Origin of the sequence: Streptomyces mesophilus, assembly GCF_040300965.1 — a bacterium.
In the GTDB taxonomy this organism is placed as follows: domain Bacteria; phylum Actinomycetota; class Actinomycetes; order Streptomycetales; family Streptomycetaceae; genus Streptomyces; species Streptomyces mesophilus_A.
Window position 1 is genome coordinate 1 of record NZ_JBEPEW010000102.1, and the last position, 20,597, is coordinate 20,597.

Consider the following 20,597-nt stretch of genomic DNA (forward strand, 5'->3'; position numbering starts at 1 on the left):
AAACCCCCACCGGCCGTTAGCCGCGTGCCGGCGTGAGGGGACGGGGTGGGGTGCATTGTCATTCGGGCGCCCCCGTCGGAGACGGTGACCCTTCGCGGAGACGGTGCCATTGCCCGAATGAGCAAGCACCCCACCCCGGCCCCGACCCACGACGAAACCGCAGGCGAAAGCGCACCGGCAGAAAGCCGCCCACGAGGCAGCCCCGCAACGAAACCGCACGCGCAAACGACCCGGCGGAAAGCCGCCCACGAAGCCGCACGCGCAGCACGCACCGCCGGAAAGCCGCACACGAAGCAGCCCCGCAGCGAAACCGCACCCGCAGCACGCACCGCCAGAAAGCCGCACCCGAACCCGCACCCGGCAAAAGCGGGGGCCTGGGGGCGCGAGCCGGCAGCGGGGGTTCGGGGGCGGAGCCCCCGTGACAGCGACCGATCAGCCAGCCGACCCGGACGGCACCGGCGCATCCCCCGGCTCGGCCCGCAACTCATCCGTACACGGATACTCACGCACCCCGGCCCCCGACTCCACACCCCCGAGGAACACGGACTCCGACCCCGCCCCCACCCCGTGCACCAACGTGCAGACCACCTGCGCCAACGCAAGCGGCGCCAACCGCTCAGGCGCCGTACTCAGCCGCAGCGCCTGAGCCGGATCACCCTCCCGAGGCCCTCGCACCTTGATCACGGACCGCACGTCCGACGTGAACCCCGCCTTCGCCTCCGCCGCCGACGGCTGCTCCCGCAACTCGTCGAGCAACGCCTGAGCCACATCCACCCGGTCATCCGCCGTACGCCCGTCCCCGAGCCGCACCGACCGGTCCACACTCACCAGCTGCGCACCGCAGATCAGGAAGACCTGCATGGGCAGCCCGCCGGCCGCCTGAGCCGCCACATCGGCCCCCGACGTCGTGCACGGCACCCGCGAAGGCGCCGCCCCGAACTCGGTCGGCACCTCGGTGGACCGGATCCCGCACCCCGACAGCAAGACAGCCCCGACGGAAAGGAGCACCGCACAAGCCCGCCGCCTCATCGCGCCCCCTCCGCAGCCGGAGCGGCGCCGGACTCCGCGGCGTCCTCGGCCTCCTCCGGCTCGACCGACCCCGAGGCCTCCTGCGGCAGCCGCAACGTGAACACCGCACCGCCCTCGGGCGAGTTGGCCGCGGTGATCTCCCCGCCGTGGATATGCGCGTTCTCCAGCGCGATGGAGAGACCGAGCCCCGACCCCTCCGACCGGGGCCGCGAAGCGCTCGCCTTGTAGAACCGGTCGAACACATGCGGAAGGACGTCCTCCGGGATCCCCGGCCCGTGGTCACGCACCGAGATCACGATGTCCGCCCCCGCCTTGCCGTCCCCGTCCCCGTCCACGCTCTCCTTGCGCACCGACACCCGTACCGGAGACCCGCCATGCTTGAGCGCGTTGCCGATCAGATTCGCCAGGATCACATCGAGCCGGCGCGGATCGAGCCGCGCCATGGTGCCGCGCTCGGCGTCCAGTTCCACCGCGTCCAGCCAGGCCCGCGCGTCGATACAGGCCGTGATCTGGTCGGCGAGCTCCACATCGTCGAGTACGAGCCGGGCCGTCCCCGCGTCGAAGCGGGTGACCTCCATCAGGTTCTCCACCAGGTCGTTGAGCCGCCGTGTCTCGCTGACGACCAGCCGTACCGCGGGAGCGATCATCGGGTCGAGGCTGTCCTCCTCCTCTTCGAGGACCTCCGTCACGGCCGTGATCGCGGTCAGCGGCGTGCGCAGCTCATGGGACATGTCCGCGACGAAGCGCCGGCTGGACTCCTCCCGCGCGCTCATGTCCGCGACCTTCTTCTCCAGGGATTCGGCGGTCCGGTTGAACGTCCGCGAAAGCTCCGCCAGTTCATCGGTCCCCGACACCCGCAGCCGCGTGTCCAGCTTCCCCTCGCCGAGCCGCCGCGCGGCAACGCCGAGGCGGTGTACGGGTTTCAGGACCGTCGTCGCCGCAGCCTGCGCGAGCAGCGCCGCACCGATCAGCGCGAGCGTCGTGGCGATCCCGAGCGACCAGGCGAGCGAACTCAGATCCTTCTGCTCGGGCGCGAGCGACTTGAGCATGTACCCGGTCGGCCCGTCACCGAGCACCCGCGTACCGCCCACGAGATACGGCGTCCCGTCCAGCTGCGTGCGCTGCCAGAACATCCGGTACGCCGCCGGCCCGCCGCCGGAAGGCTCCTGCGGCTCGTTCACCGCGTCCTGCAGCGACTCGGGCACATCGTCGAGCGCGAACGCGGTGGGGGACCCGGCCGTCGCGGAGATCTCCTTGCCCTGCGCGTCCCGGGCGATCAGGATCACGCTGTACTGCTGGCTGCTGCGGGCCATGGCCAGCGCGGCGTTCTGCAGCTCGGCCCGGCCCGGATCGGGCCCGAGGGTCGCCGCCCGGTTCTGCATCTCCCCCTGGAAGTCGTTGAGCGCCGCGTCCTGGGTGCGGGTGAGCAGGGCTTCGCGATTGAGCCAGTACGCGATCCCCGAAGCGGACACCGCGGCGGTCAGCGCCACAAGCCCGAACACCACCACGAGCCGCAGCCGCAGACTGGTGAACCGCAGCTTCGCCGCCACCCTGCGGCCCCAAGACGGAGCGGTCCGCTCGGAGTTCGACGTCACTGAGGCGTATCCAAGCGATAACCCACGCCGCGCACCGTACGGATCAGCGTCGGCGAGGACGGCACGTCCTCCACCTTGGCGCGCAGCCGCTGCACACACGCGTCCACGAGCCGGGAGTCACCGAGGTAGTCGTGCTCCCATACGAGACGCAGCAACTGCTGCCGGGACAGCGCCTGTCCGGGCCTGCGGCTCAGCTCGAGCAGCAGCCGCAGCTCGGTGGGCGTGAGCTGCAGGTCCTCGCCGTTCTTGGTGACCGTCATCGCCGACCGGTCGATGACCAGCGACCCGAACGTGGCCGAGTCGTTGGCCTCGCGTTCACCACGGCGAAGCACCGCGCGGATCCGGGCGTCGAGCACCCGGCCCTGCACGGGCTTGACCACATAGTCGTCCGCGCCCGACTCCAGGCCGACCACCACGTCGATGTCGTCATTGCGCGCGGTGAGCAGAATGATCGGCAGCTGGTCCGTGCGCCGGATACGCCGGCACACCTCGAAGCCGTCGATGCCGGGCAGCATCACATCCAGCACGATGAGGTCCGGTCGCTGCTCGCTCAGCAGCTTCAGACCGTCCTCGCCGGTGGCAGCCGTGGCTACCCGGTGACCCTGGCGTGTCAGTGACATCTCCAGGGCCGTCCGGATGGCGTCGTCGTCCTCGATCAGCAACAGGGAAGGCACAGAGGTCATTCTGGCCCATCCCAGGGCGCCGTATCGACAGTTGGGCAGCTCCCGCACTCAACCCCCGTAGGACCTACGTAAAGACACAGCCCCCTGTGACAGGTCTGTGACAGTTGGCTGACACTGCCGTCGAAGTGGCCGGGCAGAGTTCTCATCACACGGAACACCACGGACTCCACGACGGGGGGCGCGAGATGAACACGCTGCACAGCACCAGCACAAGCGCAGTTGTCACGCGTCTGCACGATGTCGCGAAGTCCGGCAACGGGGGTCACGAGAAGTCCGGCGCCGTGAGCGGGCGGGGGTGCGCTCGTGGTGCCGGACGTCAGCACACCGGTTACATGACGGTCGTCGACGTGACGCCGGCGTCCGGGGTGACTGACGGGGGAGCCGCGTACAGGGAGGCCTCGGGGGAGCAGGTGCCCTGCTCGGAAGCGGAGTTCACCGCTTACGTCCAGGAGCGCCGCGCCTCCCTGTACGCCACCGCCTACCACCTCACCGGTGACCGTTTCGAGGCCGAGGACCTGCTGCAGAGCGCACTGTTCTCCACGTACAGGGCCTGGGACCGGATCTCGGACAAGGCCGCGGTCGGGGGCTACCTCCGCCGCACCATGACGAACTTGCACATCAGCGCGTGGCGCCGCCGCAAGCTGAACGAGTACCCGACCGAGGAGCTGCCGGAGACGGCCGGTGACACGGACGCGATGCGCGGCACCGAGCTGCGTGCGGTCCTGTGGCAGGCGCTGGCCCGGCTGCCGGAACTCCAGCGGACGATGCTGGTCCTGCGCTACTACGAGGGCCGCACCGACCCGGAGATCGCCGACATCCTCGACATCAGCGTCGGCACGGTGAAGTCCAGCATCTGGCGCTCGCTGCGCCGGCTGCGCGAGGACGAGGTCCTCGCCTTCGGCCGTGACCAGGAGGAGTGCTTCGGCGAACTGGTCGCCTGAGCCGCTTCTTCATCTTCATCGAGTTGTCGGTCGCCGTCCCAGGGGGGAGGCGGTGACCGAGTGGGGGTCCGGGGTCTCGCGAGAGGCCCCGGGAGAGCCCGTCGGGATCGGGGGATACCTGCGGGCGAGCACGGGGGAACGGGGAAAGCGGGGGGCTCCCACGGGGGACGTGGGGGAGCCGCAAGGCAGCGGGACCGGAGAGGCCGGGGGGTCTTTTCCGGTCCCTTTGCCGTGTACGGAGCGGTTTTGCCCAGCCGTCCCGCTGTCTTACGGAGCTGTCGTACGGGCCGTCTGACAGCGGCCCGCGGCTGCGGCGGCGAGGCGGCCGAGGGCCTCCTCCTTGTTGCAGGCGTGGGCGCCGAGGGCCACCTGGCGGGCGACGATCGTGCGTTCGGAGCGCATCAGGCGCCAGCCGCGGCGCAGCAGGAAGGGCACGGACTTGCGGCCTTCCTTCAGGTCCCGGAGGAATCGACGGCGGAACGTGGTGGACGGCCGGCCCCGCAGGCACAGCGCGTCGGCGAGTACGCCCAGCTCACGGCAGCGGTCGACGAGCTCGGCCGCGAAGACTCCCTCCGCGATGAACAGGGGCGTGCGCTCGATGTCGAGTGCCTCCTCGCCCGTGCGTGAGCTGGTGGCGAGGTCGTAGACGGGCACGCGCGTACGTCCCGTACGGCAGAGCTCGACGATCGCCGCGACGGCGATGTCGGCGTCCCAGGAGGCGGGGGCGTCCCAGTCGATGTCCGTACCGCCCGCCACGACCGGCAGGGTCGGGTCGTCGCCCTCTTTGTAGAAGTCGTCGAGGCGCAGCACCGGCAGACCGGAGCGGGCAGCGAGGCGCGACTTGCCGCCGCCGGAAGGGCCGCACAGCAGGACGACGCGGGTCGGTATCGGGGGGTGGGAGCTCACGGAACACCAGTGTGAGGCATGAGTCCGTTCGGCTCATCCCGGCGTACGTCCTTTGAAACGCACCTCACACCTCAACTACGCTGCGTTGCCTCACGATTACCGCACGAGGTGACCTCATGGCTCGACTGGTACGACGCAATGCAGCCCGGCACGCGGCGCCGAGGCGGGGTGGCGGGGTGGTGGCCCGGGTGGGGCTCGTCGCCTCCGTGGCCGGGGTGGCGCTGGGGGTGTCCGCGGGTGGGGCGAGTGCGCTCGGGGTGCCGTTGACGCTCGGACTCGGGACGCCGGTGGGTGACGTGGACTCGGCGAATCCGACCGAGGCGGTCACGGATGCGGTGGGGTTCGCGGTCCGTCCGGCGCGGGATCTCCGGCTCGATCCGCTGGCCGGGACGGGGGTGGATCCGCTGGACAATTCGGTGGGTACGCAGCTCGCCGACTTCAAGCCGGTGAGCTCGGCACTGGTCACGGGCCCGCTCGCCTCGGGCGGCTCCCTGGACGACCTCCCCCTCCTGGACCGCGCCTCGGGCGTCCTGCCGGGCTGATCCCTTGCTGTCCCGGGGCCCCCCGCTGGTGGCTCGCGCCCCCGGGCTCCCGGCTCGGGGGGCGCTGCTTCGGCTGCCGCCACCTGACGGCGGCGATCCGTCTCGGCTTCTGTCTCGCCTGCGGCTGTCGGTCGGGGTCTGGTTGCTTTCGCCTGCGGCTGCTGGTCGGGGCGCGGTGTTTCGTCTGCGGCTGTCGGCCGGGCGGGCGCTGCGCCGGCGGTTTCGTTGCGCGGGGAGGGCTGCTTCGTGGGCGGCTTTCTGCCGGCGGGTTCTGCGCGTGCGGCTTGGTGTGCGGCTGTCCGCCGGGTCGTATGCGCGCGCGGTTTCGCGTGCGGCTGTCCGCCGGGTCGTTTGCGCGTGCGGTTTCGTGCGCGGCTGTCCGCCGGTGCGCCGTCGCCTGCGGTTTCGTCGTGGGTCGGGGCCGGGGTGGGGTGCTTGCTCATTCGGGCAATGGCACCGTGGCCGCGAAGGGTTGCCGTTGTCGTCGGGGGCGCCCGAATGACAATGCACCCCACCCCGTCCCCTTCCGCCGGTACGCGGCTGCGGGCCGGTGCGGTGTGCTGCCCGTCGCGTCGGCTCCGTCGTCGGACGGTTTTGCGGACGGTGGGGTGCTCCGTCCTTGGCGTCGGCTGCTTCGTTGCCGCGCGTCTGTCGCCCTGCGCCCTCCGGGCCGGCGTGCTCCGTCGTCGCGCGGCTGCCTGTCGGTGGGTGTTCCGCTCGCCGCGTCGGGCTGTGCCGTCGGACGGTTTTGCGGACGGTGGGGTGTTCCGTCCTTGGCGTCGGCTGCTTCGGTTGCCTCCGTGCGCCTGTGGCCCTGCACCCTCCGGGCCGGCGTGCTCCGTCGTCGCGCGGCTGCCTGTCGGTGGGTGTTCCGCTCGCCGCGTCGGGCTGTGCCGTCGGACGGTTGTGCGGCCGGTGGGGTGTTCCGCCTTCCGCGTCGGGCTGTGCCGGCGTGTGGTTACACCGCCGGTGGGGTGTTCTGTCCCTCCATGCCGACTGCTCTCGTCGCCGCGTGCCTGGCGACCGGTATGCCGCTTGGGCCCGTGCGTCGGGGGCGCAGGGGGCGGAGCCCCCGCAACGGCACGGAGCGGCAACGGCCCCGACTTGCACCGGCCCACTGACCCGGCACAACCACCCCGTAAAGCCCTCGCTCAATTTCCGCCCCTTGGGCCGCCCTGAACTGAGCGTTCCTATCCAGCCCGTCCGGCGTTTGAGGACATCCGAACGAAGTTCGGATACGGGGTCTGGGGCGCAGCCCCAGTTTCGGGAAGGGGCGGGTAGGGGAAATCCCGCCCGCCGCAGGCGCCACCCACCCGCACCCGGCAACGAGACCGCGCCCAGCAGCGAGACCTCACGCGGCAACGGAACCGCACGCGACAGCGGGACCGCACGCGGCAACGGAACCGCATCAGCAGCGGGACCGCACGCGACAGGCGGACCGCATCAGCAGCGAGACCGCACGCGGCATTGGAACCGCACGCGACAGCGGGACCGCATCAGCAGCGGAACCGCACGCGGCAAGGGGACCGCATCAGCAGCGGAACCGCACGCGGCAACGGACCCGCACGCGACAGCGGGACCGCACCAGCAACAGAACCGCTCGCGACAGCGGAACCCCACCCGGCAACAGAACCCCACCCGGGACGGCCCCCCACCCCCGCAGAGCACACCGCCCCCACACCCGAAAAGCTCAGCCCACCAGGGCGAGAATCGCGAGGAGGATCGTGCCCGCGACCAGCGGGGCCAGGATCTCGTAGGCCCAGCGGACCTCGACCGGCCCCTGCGCACCCGCCTCGCGACCGTGCCGCTCCGCGAGCTCGCGGAGGTCGTCGACCGCCTGGTCGGCCGAGGCGCGGGTGGAGCGGTCCGGCATGCCGAGCGCCGAGGTGCGGCCGCTCGGGTCCGCCGCCGCGGCGCGGGCCTGACGGCGGTTGGCCGACTTGCGGGCGCGCAGCGATACCGGGATGGCCCACAGCTGGTACTTCTCGGCACCGGAAAGGACCTCGCACGAGTACGAGGCCTTCACGTCGTCCACCGACGCCCACGGAAGGACGATCGTGCGGAACGGATTGCGGATCTTGAGCCGCTGGTTGTTCGCGTACACCGCCGGCCGCACCGTGTAGGCCACCACAAGCGGCACCAGCGCGATCAGCGCGGCCAGGGCCCGCCACGGAGTCATCCCGCTGCCGCGCAGCAGCGCGTCCCCGGCGAGCCACCCTCCCAGGCCGAGCAGCAGGACACCGCCGGCGATCCCGGCGCCGGAACGGAAGACGCGGTCCGGGGTCGCGGGCTCGGTCGGGGTGCCGGCCGGCTCGGGGCGGGCGGACTCGGACTCGTCGGGGGAGCTCATGGTGTCGATTCTGCCCCAGCGTTCCGGAGCCCGTCCCAGGGGCTGAGGCCGCCTCCGCGGTCACGTCCGTCACATCCGTATCGCCTGGGAATGATCCACCGGCCCCAAAGGGGGCGAACAGTGCGTAACCCCGAAGCGCAAGCTCTGCGGAGCCGAGGACTTCACAAGCCGCTACGCGCGTAGATATGCTCCCCTCGTGACCATGCCCCCAGTCCCCAAGTCAGACAAGCCGGCCAAGGCCGAGAAGGCCCAGAAGGCCGACAAGGCCGACAAGAAGGTGAAGTCCGTGAAGACGGAGCGTGCCGCGGCCCCGGCCGAGTCCCCCTTCGCCGATGTGACCGCCTCCGACGCCACCCTGCGCCGTTTCCTCCACGGCCTGCCGGGCGTGGACACGGTCGGGCTCGAGGCGCGCGCCGCCGCGCTCGGGACGCGGTCGATCAAGACGACGGCCAAGGCGTACGCCATCGACCTGGCCATCTCGATGATCGATCTGACCACCCTCGAAGGCGCCGACACGGCGGGCAAGGTCCGCGCGCTCGGCGCGAAGGCCGTGCATCCGGACCCGACGGACCGCGGCACGCCGACGACCGCGGCGGTCTGCGTGTATCCGGACATGGTGGCCACCGCCAAGGCCGCCGTCGCCGGGTCCGGTGTGAAGGTCGCCTCCGTCGCCACCGCCTTCCCGGCCGGCCGCGCCGCGCTCGGTGTGAAGCTCGCCGACACGAAGGACGCCGTCGCCGCGGGCGCCGACGAGATCGACATGGTGATCGACCGCGGTGCGTTCCTCTCGGGGAACTACATGAAGGTCTACGAGGAGATCCGCGCCGTGAAGGAGGCCGCGGGCCCCGCACGGCTCAAGGTGATCTTCGAGACCGGTGAGCTGTCGACGTACGACAACATCCGGCGGGCTTCCTGGATCGGCATGATCGCGGGGGCCGACTTCATCAAGACCTCGACCGGCAAGGTCGGCGTCAACGCCACCCCCGCCAACACCCTCCTGATGCTGGAGGCCGTCCGCGACTTCCGTGCGCAGACCGGGGTACAGGTCGGGGTGAAGCCCGCGGGCGGCATCCGCAGCACCAAGGACGCGATCAAGTTCCTCGTGCTCGTCAACGAGACCGCCGGACCCGACTGGCTGGACAACCACTGGTTCCGCTTCGGCGCCTCCAGCCTCCTCAACGACCTCCTGATGCAGCGTCAGAAGCTGGCCACCGGACGCTACTCCGGCCCCGACTACGTGACGGTGGACTGATCCCCCATGACCAACCTGTTTGAGTACGCACCGGCCCCCGAGTCGCGGTCGGTCGTCGATATCGCCCCGTCCTACGGCCTGTTCATCGACGGTGAGTTCACCGAGGCCGCCGACGGCAAGGTCTTCAAGACCGTCTCGCCGAGCACCGAGGAGGTCCTCTCCGAGGTCGCCCGGGCCGGTGAGGCGGATGTCGAGCGTGCCGTGCAGGCCGCCCGCAAGGCCTTCGACAAGTGGTCCGCGCTGCCGGGCGCGGAGCGCGGCAAGTACCTGTTCCGTATCGCCCGGATCATCCAGGAGCGCAGCCGCGAGCTCGCCGTCCTGGAGACCCTCGACAACGGAAAGCCGATCAAGGAGACGCGGGACGCGGACCTCCCCCTGGTCGCCGCGCACTTCTTCTATTACGCGGGCTGGGGCGACAAGCTCGACCACGCGGGCTACGGCCCGAACCCGCGGCCCCTCGGTGTCGCCGGCCAGGTCATCCCCTGGAACTTCCCGCTGCTGATGCTCGCGTGGAAGATCGCCCCGGCGCTCGCGACCGGCAACACGGTCGTTCTGAAGCCGGCGGAGACCACCCCGCTGTCCGCGCTCTTCTTCGCGGACATCTGCCGCCAGGCCGGACTGCCCAAGGGCGTCGTCAACATCCTTCCCGGATACGGCGACGCGGGCGCGGCCCTGACCGCGCACCCCGACGTGAACAAGGTCGCCTTCACGGGTTCGACCGCCGTCGGCAAGCAGATCGCCCGGGCCCTCGCGGGCACCGACAAGAAGCTCACGCTCGAACTGGGCGGCAAGGGCGCCAACATCGTCTTCGACGACGCCCCCATCGACCAGGCCGTCGAGGGCATCGTCGGCGGCATCTTCTTCAACCAGGGCCAGGTCTGCTGCGCGGGCTCGCGCCTCCTCGTCCAGGAGTCGATCCAGGACGAGCTGCTCGACTCGCTCAAGCGGCGCCTGTCCACCCTGCGCCTGGGCGATCCGCTCGACAAGAACACCGACATCGGTGCCATCAACTCGGCCGAGCAGCTCGCCCGGATCACCGCGCTCGCGGACACCGGTGAGGCGGAGGGCGCCGAGCGCTGGAGCGCGCCCTGCGAACTCCCGTCCACCGGCTACTGGTTCGCGCCCACGCTGTTCACCGGCGTCACCCAGGCGCACACCGTCGCCCGCGACGAGATCTTCGGCCCGGTGCTCTCGGTCCTCACCTTCCGTACGCCGGACGAGGCCGTCGCCAAGGCCAACAACACCCCGTACGGACTCTCGGCCGGCATCTGGACCGAGAAGGGTTCGCGGATCCTCGCGGTCGCGAACAAGCTGCGCGCGGGTGTGATCTGGTCCAACACGTTCAACAAGTTCGACCCGACCTCGCCGTTCGGCGGCTACAAGGAGTCGGGCTTCGGCCGCGAAGGCGGCCGGCACGGTCTGGAGGCCTACCTCGATGTCTGATGTGACGCGACTCAGTGTCTTCAAGACCTACAAGCTGTACGTGGGCGGGAAGTTCCCTCGTTCCGAGAGCGGCCGGGTGTACGAAGTGAACGACGCAAAGGGCACGTGGCTCGCCAACGCCCCGCTCTCGTCCCGCAAGGACGCCCGTGACGCGGTGGTCGCCGCGCGCAAGGCGTTCGGCGGCTGGGCGGGCGCCACGGCGTATCTGCGCGGGCAGATCCTGTACCGCGTCGCGGAGATGCTGGAAGGCCGCCGCGACCAGTTCGTACGGGAGGTCCAGGACGCCGAAGGCCTGTCGAAGGCCAAGGCCGGCGCGGTCGTGGACGCGGCCGTCGACCGCTGGGTCTGGTACGCGGGCTGGACCGACAAGATCGCCCAGATCGTGGGCGGCGGGAACCCGGTCGCGGGCCCGTTCTTCAACCTGTCCTCGCCCGAGCCGACCGGTGTCGTGACCGTCGTCGCGCCGCAGGAGTCGAGCTTCCTCGGCCTGGTGTCGGTGCTCGCCCCGGTGATCGCCACGGGTAACACTGCCGTGGTCATCGCGTCCGAGGACCGTCCGCTGCCGGCCCTGTCGCTGGCCGAGGTGCTCGCCACCTCCGACGTCCCGGGTGGTGTGGTCAACATCCTCTCCGGCAGGACGGCGGAGATCGCCACACCGCTCGCCGCGCACCAGGACGTGAACGCGATCGACCTCGCGGGCGCCGACGAGCAGCTGGCCAAGGAGCTGGAGGTCGCGGCGGCCGACAACCTCAAGCGCGTCCTTCGTCCACAGCCTGTGGACTGGGCCGCGGACCCGGGCACTTCGCGCCTGACGCCCTTCCTGGAGACCAAGACGGTCTGGCACCCGACCGGGTCGCTGGGCTCGGGCGGGTCCTCCTACTGATCGCCGTACAACCGATCGCCGTATACGTGTGGGCCCCTTGGTACGCGTACCAAGGGGCCCACACGTATGTCCGGGGGAGTCAGGGCGCGCTCGGCCACACAAGGAGCATGTAGCCGCTGCAGTACGCGGAGCCGAGCACCGCCGCCGTCACGAACAGGGCCGCACGCGTCCACTTCAGACCCGCCACGTACAGGGCGAGCGGCAGAAGGAGCGGGAAGCCCGGCAGCAGGAAGCGGGCGCGCGGGAAGTACACGCCGCCCGAGCCGAGCACGATCACAAGCAGGATGCCGCTGAAGACGAGCAGCGGCAGCGGCTGGCGTCGGCGCAAGCAGACTGCGAAGAGCGCCGCGCAGGCCGCCATCACCAGGGTGACCATGACGAGGTAGAGCTCGGGGTCCGAGTCGTAGAAGAGCAGCTCGCGTACGACGCGCAGCGTCTCCACGCCGCCGTCGAGCTCGTTGTGCCACAGCTTCTGGACCGCGAAGTACCCGTCCCAGCGGTCCAGGCGCAGGCCCACCCAGCCGACGTACAGGAGCCAGCCGAGCGGCGCGAGCAGGGCGCCCGCGAGCGCGCGTGCCCGGAATCCGTGCCGCAGCGAGAGCAGCGCCGTGAGGGAGACGGCGGCGGCCAGCGCGACCCCGGTCGGCCGGGTCAGGCCCGACAGGGCCGCGAGCGAACCGGCCCACAGCCAGTCGCCGCGCAGGACCGCGTACAGCGACCAGGCGACGAACGCCGTGAACAGCGACTCGGTGTACCCCATCCACTGCACGGCGGCGACGGGGAACGCACCCCACAGCACGGTGAGCAGCACCCCGACCCGCCGCCCGTACAGCCGGTCGCCCACCGCGAACACACCCCAGGCCGCGAGGAAGGAGAAGGCGACGGCGAGCAGCAGCCCGACAGTGGCGCGGCTGCCCGGGGTGAACGCGGCGATCGCCTTGACCAGGACCGGATAGAGCGGGAAGAACGCCAGGTTGTTGGTGTCGTACGTGGTGCCCAGCTCGCGCGCGTACCCCTGGTCGGCGATCCCCAGATACCAGTTGGCGTCCCAGTCGGAGGCGACGGTCTGCCACACCCCGACACCCTCCGCGTGCGCCCAGGCCCACAGGACGGAGAGTCCCGTCAGGCGGACGGCCGCGTAGGCGGCGAGCGCGGGCGCCGCGTACCGCAGGGCGTTCACCGCGGCGTGCGTCGGACGCGGTACGTCGGGGTGGCGGCGGGAAGCCGGCAGGGAGCCCCCGGGCAGGGGAGCAGTCAGGGTGCTGCGGTTCGGTGCCTGGGTGGTCGCTGACACGGGCTGCGGCTCCTGGACTCGGTGGTGCGCTTCCGGTCAGCCCTTCCTCGGCCGGGTGGCCGGCTGGGGGTCGGTTGGGTCAACTGCCGCCCAGGAATCACCCGTCAGACGTACGAAGGGTGGGCTGCCACTCGGCAGCCCACCCTTGCGTGACGTCAGTCGTCCCCGGCCCTCAGATCCCGGCCGCGACCGCCAGATCCCGCTTCAGCCCGGCGATCAGCTCCTCGGCCTTCGCGCGGGCCGCGGGCACACCGTCCACAGCGCCCTCGACCGGCACGACGACCTCCAGGTAGCACTTGAGCTTGGGCTCGGTGCCGCTCGGCCGCACGATGACCCGCGCGCCGTCCAGGGTGTACCGCAGACCGTCCGTCGGCGGCAGCGTCTCGGTGCCCTGGTTCAGGTCCTCACGCCGTACGACGTCGAGGCCGGCCAGCACCGTCGGCGGCTGCTCGCGCAGCTTGCGCATGGCGTCCGCGATCACCGACAGGTCCTCGACCCGTACGGACAGCTGGTCGGTCGCGTGCAGGCCGTGCTCCACGGCGAGCTCGTCGAGGAGGTCGAGCAGGGTGCGGCCCTGCTCCTTCAGCTCGGAGGCCAGCTCCGCGACGACCAGCGCGGCCGTGATGCCGTCCTTGTCGCGTACGCCTTCGGGGTCGACGCAGTAGCCGAGCGCCTCCTCGTATCCGAAGCGCAGGCCCTCCACGCGGGCGATCCACTTGAAGCCGGTCAGGGTCTCCTCGTAGCCGAGGCCGGCCTTCTCGGCGATCCGGCCGAGCAGCGACGAGGAGACGATCGACTCGGCGAAGACCCCGCTGACTCCACGCCGTACGAGATGCGCGGCGAGCAGCGAACCGACCTCGTCGCCGTGCAGCATCCGCCACTTCTCACCGTCGTGTACGGCGACGGCGCAGCGGTCGGCGTCGGGGTCGTTGGCGATGATCAGGTCCGGCCGCTCGTGCTCGGCCGCGGCGAACGCGAGGTCCATCGCGCCCGGCTCCTCCGGGTTGGGGAACGCGACGGTCGGGAAGTCCGGGTCCGGCTCGGCCTGTTCGGCCACGACGGCCGGGGCGGGGAAGCCGGCGCGGGCGAAGGCCGCGAGGAGGGTTTCCTTGCCGACGCCGTGCATGGGCGTGTAGACGGTCCGCGCGCCGCGCGCGGAGCCGGGCTTCAGGACGGCGTCCGTACGCGCCAGATACGCCCCTACGACCTCGTCACCGAGGGTTTCCCAGCCGCTCTCGGGGCGGGGGACGTCCGCGAGCGCCGCGACGGCGGCGATCTCGGCGGCGATCTCCGCGTCGGCCGGCGGCACGATCTGTGAACCGTCGCCGAGGTAGACCTTGTAGCCGTTGTCCCGCGGCGGGTTGTGGCTGGCCGTCACCTCGACGCCCGCCACGGCACCGAGATGCCTTATGGCGAAGGCGAGCACGGGGGTCGGCAGCGGCTTCGGCAGTACGGCGGCACGCAGGCCGGCGCCCGTCATGACGGCGGCCGTGTCGCGCGCGAAGTCGGCGGACTTGTGCCGGGCGTCGTAGCCGATCACGACGAGCCCGTCCGTCTGCCCCTTGGCCTTCAGGTACGCGGCGAGGCCGGCGGCCGCGCGGATCACGACGCTCCGGTTCATCCGCATCGGCCCCGCGCCCAGCTCACCGCGCAGGCCCGCGGTGCCGAACTGCAGCGTCCCGGCGAACCGTTCGGCCAGCGCGTCGACGTCGCCGGCCTCGATGAGCTTGGCCAGCTCCTCACGGGTCTCCGGATCAGGATCCTCGGCGAGCCAGGCCTGGGCGCGAGCGATGAGTTCTTCCGACACGTGGATTGCCTTTCGGGTACTTCCGGGGGTCCGGAGAACGGATCCCCCGAGGGGCCTTTCGGGACTTCCGGTTGTTACGGGGTGTTCGGGGGCGACGCCCCCAGAGTGAGGTGTGGGGGCGGCCCCGGACAGCGAGTGCCCGCTCAGATGCGGTCGAGCACCTGGGTGAGGAGCTGCCCCATGCGCGTCGCCGAGTCGCGGCCCGCCTGGAGGACCTCTTCGTGGTTCAGGGGCTCGCCCGTCATACCCGCCGCGAGGTTGGTGACCAGAGAGATGCCGAGCACCTCGGCCCCCGCCTCACGCGCCGCGATCGCCTCGAGCACCGTCGACATGCCGACCAGGTCCGCCCCGATCGTCCGGGCCATCCGGATCTCGGCCGGCGTCTCGTAGTGCGGGCCGGGGAACTGCGCGTACACGCCCTCCTCCAGCGTCGGGTCGACCTCCTTGCACAGCGCGCGAAGCCGCGGCGAGTACAGGTCGGTCAGATCGACGAAGTTCGCGCCGACGATCGGCGAGGTCGCCGTGAGGTTCAGGTGGTCGCTGATGAGGACCGGCTGGCCCGGACGCATGCCGTCCCGCAGGCCGCCGCAGCCGTTCGTGAGGACGACGGTCTTGCAGCCCGCGGCGACGGCGGTGCGCACACCGTGCGCCACGGAGGCGACACCGCGGCCCTCGTAGTAGTGGGTCCGCCCGAGGAAGACCAGGGCGCGCTTGTCCCCGATCTTGTACGAGCGGATCTTGCCGCCGTGGCCCTCGACGGCCGGCGGCGGGAAGCCGGGCAGCTCGGTCACGGCGAACTCGGCCTCGGGGGCACCGAGCGCGTCCACGGCGGGAGCCCACCCGGAGCCCATCACGAGGGCGACGTCATGGGCATCGGCCCCGGTCAGCTCGCGCAGCTTGGTGGCGGCGGCGTCGGCGGCGGCGTAGGGGTCGGTGGGGGGCGTATTGGAAGCGTTCACGCGCAAGAGGGTATCCGCTAATGGCCTACGCGCGTAGATGCGTGCCGTACGAGGGCGGTACGCGTCGGGTTGTGGGTTCTGCCAAAGAGACCGGGGGCGACGAACAGGAGCCCCCGGAAACCCCGGGATGCGCCCGCTCCCGAGCCCCCGCCCCACCCCTTCCCGAACCGTCTCAGCAAGGCCGCTTGCGAAGCTCCATCACGTAATCGTGCGGGGCGCCCGCCGACTCGGCCGCATCGGCCAGTTCGCCCAGGTAGCGCGCCGAGGGCAGGCCGCCCTCGTACCCGTTCAGGACGTACACCCAGGCCGGCATCTCGCCCTCGAGGGTCTGCACCCGTACCCGCATCCGCCGGTAGATGTCGAGCCCCACGCCTTCCCAGCGGTCCAGGGAGTCCTCGTCCATCGGCGCGATGTCGTACAGCGCGACGAACACCTGCGAGCGCGGTGCCTCGACGACCGTGGCCAGGGCGCCCTCCCACCCCATGTGCTCCCCGCCGAACGTCAGGCGCCACCCGTTCAGCCACCCGGTGGCGCGCAGCGGCGAGTACGGGGCGCGGCGGGACATGAGCCGCGGGTCGAGATTGCCGGCGTACGCGGCGTAGAGCGACATGGGACCGAGGGTACGGCAGTGCCGGGTGACGCGCGGGCGGTGTCAGGTGTGCCGCCGGTTGGGTGAGAGCCGGGGTGCGTTCGCGCCTCGAGGGTTGGGTATCCCGGGGTTCCGGAGCTCCTGTTCGTCGCTCCCGGCGCCCCGGGGACGTACAGCCGTCCGGCGTGCGGGACAATGGAGTACGTGACTCGGATCGTGATCATCGGTGGCGGACCCGGCGGATATGAAGCGGCCCTCGTGGCGGCTCAACTCGGCGCGGAGGTGACCGTCGTCGACTGCGACGGTCTGGGCGGGGCGTCGGTGCTCACCGACTGCGTACCGTCGAAGACTCTGATCGCGACGGCCGAGGTGATGACCACCTTCGACTCGTCGTATGAAGAACTCGGCATCATCGTCGAGGACGACACCCCGGACCCCGAGAGCCCGGCCCGCGTCGTCGGCGTCGACCTCGGCAAGGTCAACCGACGGGTCAAGCGCCTCGCGCTCGCCCAGTCCCACGACATCACCGCCTCGGTGACCCGCGCCGGCGCCAAGGTGATGCGCGGCCGCGGCCGGCTCGCCGGACCGTCCGGCATCGACGGCACCCGCGATGTCATCGTCACCGCCGCCGACGGCACGGAGACCCTGCTCACCGCAGACGCCGTCCTGATCGCCACCGGCGGCCACCCGCGGGAGCTGCCTGACGCCAAGCCGGACGGCGAGCGCATCCTCAACTGGACCCAGGTCTACGACCTCGACGAGCTCCCCGAGGAGCTCATCGTGGTCGGTTCCGGTGTCACGGGTGCCGAGTTCGCGGGCGCCTACCAGGCCCTCGGCTCCAAGGTCACCCTCGTCTCGAGCCGTGACCGCGTCCTGCCCGGCGAGGACCCGGACGCCGCCGCCGTGCTCGAGGACGTCATGCGCCGCCGCGGCATGAACGTCATGGCCCGCTCGCGCGCCGAGTCCGCCAAGCGCGTCGGCGACCGCGTCGAGGTCACGCTCTCCGACGGCCGGGTCATCTCCGGTACGCACTGTCTGATGGCCGTCGGCGCGATCCCCAACACCGCGGGCATGGGCCTGGAGGAGGCCGGCGTCAAGCTGAAGGAGTCCGGTCACATCTGGACCGACAAGGTGTCGCGGACGTCCGCCTCCGGTGTCTACGCGGCCGGCGACGTGACCGGCATCTTCGCGCTCGCCTCCGTCGCGGCCATGCAGGGCCGGATCGCGATGTACCACTTCCTGGGCGACGCGGTGACGCCGCTGAACCTCAAGACCGTCTCGTCGAACGTGTTCACCGACCCCGAGATCGCCACGGTGGGCTACTCGCAGGCCGACGTGGACGGCGGCAAGATCGACGCCCGCAGCGTCAAGCTCCCGCTGCTGCGCAACCCGCGCGCGAAGATGCAGGGCATCCGCGACGGCTTCGTCAAGATCTTCTGCCGCCCCGGTACCGGCATCGTGGTCGGCGGAGTGGTCGTCTCCCCGCGCGCTTCGGAACTGATCCACCCCATCTCGATCGCGGTCGACAACAACCTGACGGTGGAACAGATCGCGAATGCGTTCACGGTCTACCCCTCTTTGTCGGGCTCGATCGCCGAGGTCGCCCGTCAGCTGCACACCCGCAAGGTGACCGGCGAGGCCTGAGCCGGCCGTACGGCAGGGGCCGTTGTCGCAGGTGAGGTAGTAACTGACCGGTAGTTACGCAGAGTTGGGGCCCAGTCGTCTGGCATAGGCCAGAGGTCTGGGCCCCTATACCACTCCGGGCCTCCCCATACGCTCATCTTCTGTAATTCGGCGCAAAGTGCTGAAAGCAGACGGACGTTGGGGTTACTGTCAGTTTCGTGTTCGCTGCAGAACGTCGCCAATTGATCCTCGAAATGGTGCGCGCCAACGGGGCCGTTTCGCTCCGTGAGCTCGCCCGCGTCGTCCAGACCTCCGAAGTGACCGTACGGCGGGACGTGCGGGCACTGGAGGCAGAAGGACTCCTGGACCGCCGCCACGGCGGTGCGGTCCTGCCCGGCGGATTCACCCGTGAATCCGGATTCCCACAGAAGTCGCATCTGGCGACCGCCGAGAAGACGGCGATCGCCGACCTCGCGGCAGGCCTCGTCGAAGAGGGCGAAGCGATCGTGGTCGGTGCGGGTACGACCACACAGGAGCTGGCCCGCCGGCTCGCCCGCGTGCCCGGACTCACCGTCGTCACCAACTCCCTCCTGGTGGCACAGGCGCTGGCCCATGCCAACCGCGTCGAAGTGGTGATGACCGGCGGTACGCTCCGCGGCTCGAACTACGCCCTGGTGGGCAGTGGTGCCGAGCAGTCGCTGCAAGGACTGCGCGTCTCGCGCGCGTTCCTGTCGGGCAGCGGTCTGACCGCCGAGCGCGGGCTCTCGACGTCCAACATGCTCTCGGCGTCCGTGGACCGGGCTCTCGTCCAGGCCGCGGCGGAGGTCGTGGTCCTCGCGGACCACACCAAGCTGGGCACCGACACCATGTTCCAGACGGTGCCGACGGATGTCATCACCCGCCTGGTCACTGACGAGCCCCCGGCTCATGACGAACGCGCCGCCACCGAGCTCCAGGCCCTGGCCGACCAGGGTGTCCAGGTCGCGGTCGCCGGCGCCGCGGGTCCGTCCCAGGGTGCCGATCCCGTCCCGGCGGGGCGCCAGCCGCGCCGGGACGTGCCCCTTCCGGGGCAGCGCCGCGGCGCTCCCGGCGGTCCGTCCGCGCTGCGCAGTACGGCGGCGCTGGCCGGAGCGGCCGGCGAGGCACGCGTGGCCGACCTCCGGCGGAGGTAGTTCCAGGAGGTCGGCCCTGTCCTACGGCTGAGGCTGACCGGGCACGACCGGCGTGCCCGGCATGGGCGCCACCCGGTCGGGGTCCATGCGGTACGGGGCGAAGGCCGCCTCGGCCGCGGGATGGTACGGACGCCGTGACATCCGCGTCACGAGCTGCCACATCCGCCGCTCCTCGGCCAGCTCCTTCGGCAGGACGAGCCCGAGCGCGTCGGCCAGCGGTTTGCGTCCGACGTTCACCAACGCCCGTACGGCCGCGGCCCATTCATCGGTGGCGACCACCGCCGAGCGGTACCAGACAGGAATGAGCGCCAGCGCGACCGCGGCCGTCGGGACGAGCAGTGCGCGGTCGGCATGTCCGGCCGCGAGCGCGCCGAGGGCCGTGAGCGTGAGCAGTGCGTGGCCGTACAGAAGCGCCACGAAGAAGTCCACCGGTGTGCGGGCGGTCTCCGTCTGCCGTACGGCGGGCCCCGGCGCGGCGCCGGTCAGCTCGTTCCACAGCACCTGGGTGTCGAGCCGGTAGCGGTCGTGCCCGTACTCCTCGAACCGCCGGATCGCATTGCCGAGCCGCGTGGGCGCGATCTGCTCGTCGCCGATCGGATAGCGGCTCAACTGCTCCTGGAGTACGGCCAGTCGCAGGGTCGGATGCCCCGGCTGCGCCACGAGCTCGGCCAGCCGCTGACGCCGCGCGCGTTGAGTGCGAAGCCCCCGGTCGTACGCGCGCTGCGGCCACAGTGCGTAGCCCTCCAGGAAGCGGTACAGCGGCTGCTGCAGTGAGCTCAGGACAAGACCGAGCAGTACGGCGCAGACGAGCAGCAGCGTCATCGTGCCGCTCTGCGTGCTCGGCCACAACTGCCGCACCAGGCCGAGCCCTTCGAGGCTCGGGGCGACGGCGAAGAAGAACACGGCCAGGTTGATCGCGGACGGCAGCACCCACCCCACGAGCAGCGCCCAGCCGCCGCCGAGCACGCCCTTGGCGATATCACCCACGGGTCAGCGCTCCCAGTCGTCGTCGGGGTCGATGACGGGGCCGGGGGGTGTGACCCGGTGCGACGACTTGGGGCGGCGCCGGGTGTCGAAGGGGGCGCTGGGCTCGTTCGAGGGGGCTCGAGGGTCGGTGTACTCCTCGGCGTCCTCGTCCGCCGCGTCCTGCGGTGGATACACCGGCTCGGGCAGTTCCTGCGTGGCGCTGTCCGCGCTCACCACGACCTGCTCGCCGTTCGGCGGCGTGAGCGTGACCGCACGCACCCCCGGCCGCGGCAGAAGCCACTGGAAGACGGGGCCGATCAGTCCCTGCAGGCCGGGCGCCGCCGGAACGCGTACGCGCACGGTGTCCGAATGATCCAGGGGCTCGACGGTCCAGGGCCCGCCGGCCTGGCGCAGATGCCGCTGCAGCGACCACGCCAAGTCCTCGGCGTCCGCGGTGATTTGGAGCGTGATCAACAGGTCCACGCGCCTCAGCATAGGGCGGCCGCACCCACGAGGAAGGGCCCCCGGCGCAATGCCAGGGGCCCTTCCTCGTATGCGAACCG

The 20,597-nt window shown here is 71.1% G+C and carries 18 protein-coding genes; 7 read left to right on the forward strand and 11 right to left on the reverse strand.

Annotation, left to right across the window (positions count from 1 at the left end; all coding sequences use genetic code 11):
• Positions 1-432: 432 nt before the first annotated feature.
• From ABT367_RS28665 to afsQ1, 3 genes are all read right to left on the reverse strand, one after another.
• Complete coding sequence (locus ABT367_RS28665) at positions 433-951, reverse strand: hypothetical protein (RefSeq protein WP_352256182.1); 519 nt, start codon at positions 949-951, stop codon at positions 433-435.
• A 74-nt stretch (positions 952-1,025) separates the two neighbouring features.
• Positions 1,026-2,624 (reverse strand): HAMP domain-containing sensor histidine kinase, encoded by a 1,599-nt coding sequence (locus ABT367_RS28670; RefSeq protein ID WP_352256183.1) that lies wholly within the window; start codon positions 2,622-2,624, stop codon positions 1,026-1,028.
• Positions 2,621-3,298, reverse strand: coding sequence for a two-component system response regulator AfsQ1 (afsQ1, locus tag ABT367_RS28675; RefSeq protein ID WP_187818216.1), 678 nt, complete (start codon positions 3,296-3,298; stop codon positions 2,621-2,623). The genes ABT367_RS28670 and afsQ1 overlap by 4 nt, the downstream gene beginning before the upstream one ends.
• A 194-nt stretch (positions 3,299-3,492) precedes the next feature.
• On the opposite strand from afsQ1, the gene ABT367_RS28680 reads away from it, so the two are divergent.
• Positions 3,493-4,248 (forward strand): SigE family RNA polymerase sigma factor, encoded by a 756-nt coding sequence (locus ABT367_RS28680; RefSeq protein ID WP_352256184.1) that lies wholly within the window; start codon positions 3,493-3,495, stop codon positions 4,246-4,248.
• A 267-nt stretch (positions 4,249-4,515) separates the two neighbouring features.
• Here ABT367_RS28680 and ABT367_RS28685 read toward each other — a convergent pair whose 3' ends face one another.
• On the reverse strand, positions 4,516-5,154 hold the full coding sequence (locus tag ABT367_RS28685; protein WP_352256185.1) for a uridine kinase family protein: 639 nt from the start codon (positions 5,152-5,154) through the stop codon (positions 4,516-4,518).
• Positions 5,155-5,270: 116 nt separating this feature from the next.
• Between ABT367_RS28685 and ABT367_RS28690 the strand changes: the two genes are divergently transcribed.
• A complete protein-coding gene (locus ABT367_RS28690) occupies positions 5,271-5,696 on the forward strand; it encodes a hypothetical protein (RefSeq protein WP_352256186.1) in 426 nt (141 codons plus the stop codon).
• Between the two features lie 1,690 nt (positions 5,697-7,386).
• Here ABT367_RS28690 and ABT367_RS28695 read toward each other — a convergent pair.
• Positions 7,387-8,046 (reverse strand): PH domain-containing protein, encoded by a 660-nt coding sequence (locus ABT367_RS28695; protein WP_352256187.1) that lies wholly within the window; start codon positions 8,044-8,046, stop codon positions 7,387-7,389.
• Between the two features lie 202 nt (positions 8,047-8,248).
• On the opposite strand from ABT367_RS28695, the gene deoC reads away from it, so the two are divergent.
• Genes deoC through ABT367_RS28710 form a run of 3 tightly spaced genes read left to right on the forward strand, consistent with a single transcriptional unit; the run spans position 8,249 to position 11,624 of the window.
• Positions 8,249-9,298, forward strand: coding sequence for a deoxyribose-phosphate aldolase (gene deoC, locus ABT367_RS28700; RefSeq protein WP_434975561.1), 1,050 nt, complete (start codon positions 8,249-8,251; stop codon positions 9,296-9,298).
• 6 nt (positions 9,299-9,304) lie between these two features.
• Entirely contained in the window at positions 9,305-10,741 is a 1,437-nt protein-coding gene (locus ABT367_RS28705; protein WP_352256188.1) for an aldehyde dehydrogenase family protein, read from the forward strand.
• Positions 10,734-11,624, forward strand: coding sequence for an aldehyde dehydrogenase family protein (locus ABT367_RS28710; RefSeq protein ID WP_352256189.1), 891 nt, complete (start codon positions 10,734-10,736; stop codon positions 11,622-11,624). Before ABT367_RS28705 ends, ABT367_RS28710 begins: the two co-directional genes overlap by 8 nt.
• A gap of 79 nt (positions 11,625-11,703) precedes the next feature.
• Here the strand turns inward: ABT367_RS28710 and ABT367_RS28715 are convergent, their stop codons facing one another.
• The 4 genes from ABT367_RS28715 to ABT367_RS28730 form a co-directional block, all read right to left on the reverse strand.
• Positions 11,704-12,918 (reverse strand): hypothetical protein, encoded by a 1,215-nt coding sequence (locus ABT367_RS28715; RefSeq protein ID WP_434975559.1) that lies wholly within the window; start codon positions 12,916-12,918, stop codon positions 11,704-11,706.
• A gap of 172 nt (positions 12,919-13,090) precedes the next feature.
• The gene (locus ABT367_RS28720; RefSeq protein WP_352256190.1) at positions 13,091-14,725 is read right to left on the reverse strand and encodes a phospho-sugar mutase; all 1,635 of its coding nucleotides are present in this window, start codon (positions 14,723-14,725) and stop codon (positions 13,091-13,093) included.
• A gap of 143 nt (positions 14,726-14,868) precedes the next feature.
• Positions 14,869-15,684, reverse strand: coding sequence for a purine-nucleoside phosphorylase (locus ABT367_RS28725; protein WP_352256191.1), 816 nt, complete (start codon positions 15,682-15,684; stop codon positions 14,869-14,871).
• A gap of 172 nt (positions 15,685-15,856) precedes the next feature.
• Positions 15,857-16,294, reverse strand: coding sequence for a gamma-glutamylcyclotransferase (locus tag ABT367_RS28730; protein ID WP_352256192.1), 438 nt, complete (start codon positions 16,292-16,294; stop codon positions 15,857-15,859).
• A 174-nt stretch (positions 16,295-16,468) separates the two neighbouring features.
• On the opposite strand from ABT367_RS28730, the gene ABT367_RS28735 reads away from it, so the two are divergent.
• Both ABT367_RS28735 and ABT367_RS28740 read left to right on the forward strand, forming a co-directional pair.
• Complete coding sequence (locus tag ABT367_RS28735) at positions 16,469-17,917, forward strand: NAD(P)H-quinone dehydrogenase (RefSeq protein WP_352256193.1); 1,449 nt, start codon at positions 16,469-16,471, stop codon at positions 17,915-17,917.
• Between the two features lie 233 nt (positions 17,918-18,150).
• The gene (locus ABT367_RS28740; protein ID WP_434975562.1) at positions 18,151-19,068 is read left to right on the forward strand and encodes a DeoR/GlpR family DNA-binding transcription regulator; all 918 of its coding nucleotides are present in this window, start codon (positions 18,151-18,153) and stop codon (positions 19,066-19,068) included.
• Positions 19,069-19,089: 21 nt separating this feature from the next.
• Here ABT367_RS28740 and ABT367_RS28745 read toward each other — a convergent pair whose 3' ends face one another.
• Positions 19,090-20,055 carry a hypothetical protein gene (locus ABT367_RS28745; protein WP_352256195.1) on the reverse strand — a complete coding sequence of 322 codons (966 nt, stop codon included), beginning with the start codon at positions 20,053-20,055 and terminating at the stop codon, positions 19,090-19,092.
• Positions 20,056-20,058: 3 nt separating this feature from the next.
• Positions 20,059-20,517 carry a hypothetical protein gene (locus tag ABT367_RS28750; RefSeq protein WP_352256196.1) on the reverse strand — a complete coding sequence of 153 codons (459 nt, stop codon included), beginning with the start codon at positions 20,515-20,517 and terminating at the stop codon, positions 20,059-20,061.
• Positions 20,518-20,597 lie beyond the last annotated feature (80 nt).

Excerpts from the sequence above, each read along its gene's own strand:
- ABT367_RS28680 (WP_352256184.1), top strand. The coding sequence starts at position 3,493 with ATGAACACGCTGCACAGCACCAGCACAAGCGCAGTTGTCACGCGTCTG.
- ABT367_RS28690 (WP_352256186.1), top strand. The coding sequence starts at position 5,271 with ATGGCTCGACTGGTACGACGCAATGCAGCCCGGCACGCGGCGCCGAGG.
- ABT367_RS28695 (WP_352256187.1), bottom strand. The coding sequence starts at position 8,046 with ATGAGCTCCCCCGACGAGTCCGAGTCCGCCCGCCCCGAGCCGGCCGGC.
- deoC (WP_434975561.1), top strand. The coding sequence starts at position 8,249 with ATGCCCCCAGTCCCCAAGTCAGACAAGCCGGCCAAGGCCGAGAAGGCC.
- ABT367_RS28705 (WP_352256188.1), top strand. The coding sequence starts at position 9,305 with ATGACCAACCTGTTTGAGTACGCACCGGCCCCCGAGTCGCGGTCGGTC.
- ABT367_RS28710 (WP_352256189.1), top strand. The coding sequence starts at position 10,734 with ATGTCTGATGTGACGCGACTCAGTGTCTTCAAGACCTACAAGCTGTAC.
- ABT367_RS28730 (WP_352256192.1), bottom strand. The coding sequence starts at position 16,294 with ATGTCGCTCTACGCCGCGTACGCCGGCAATCTCGACCCGCGGCTCATG.
- ABT367_RS28735 (WP_352256193.1), top strand. The coding sequence starts at position 16,469 with ATGGAGTACGTGACTCGGATCGTGATCATCGGTGGCGGACCCGGCGGA.
- ABT367_RS28740 (WP_434975562.1), top strand. The coding sequence starts at position 18,151 with ATGGTGCGCGCCAACGGGGCCGTTTCGCTCCGTGAGCTCGCCCGCGTC.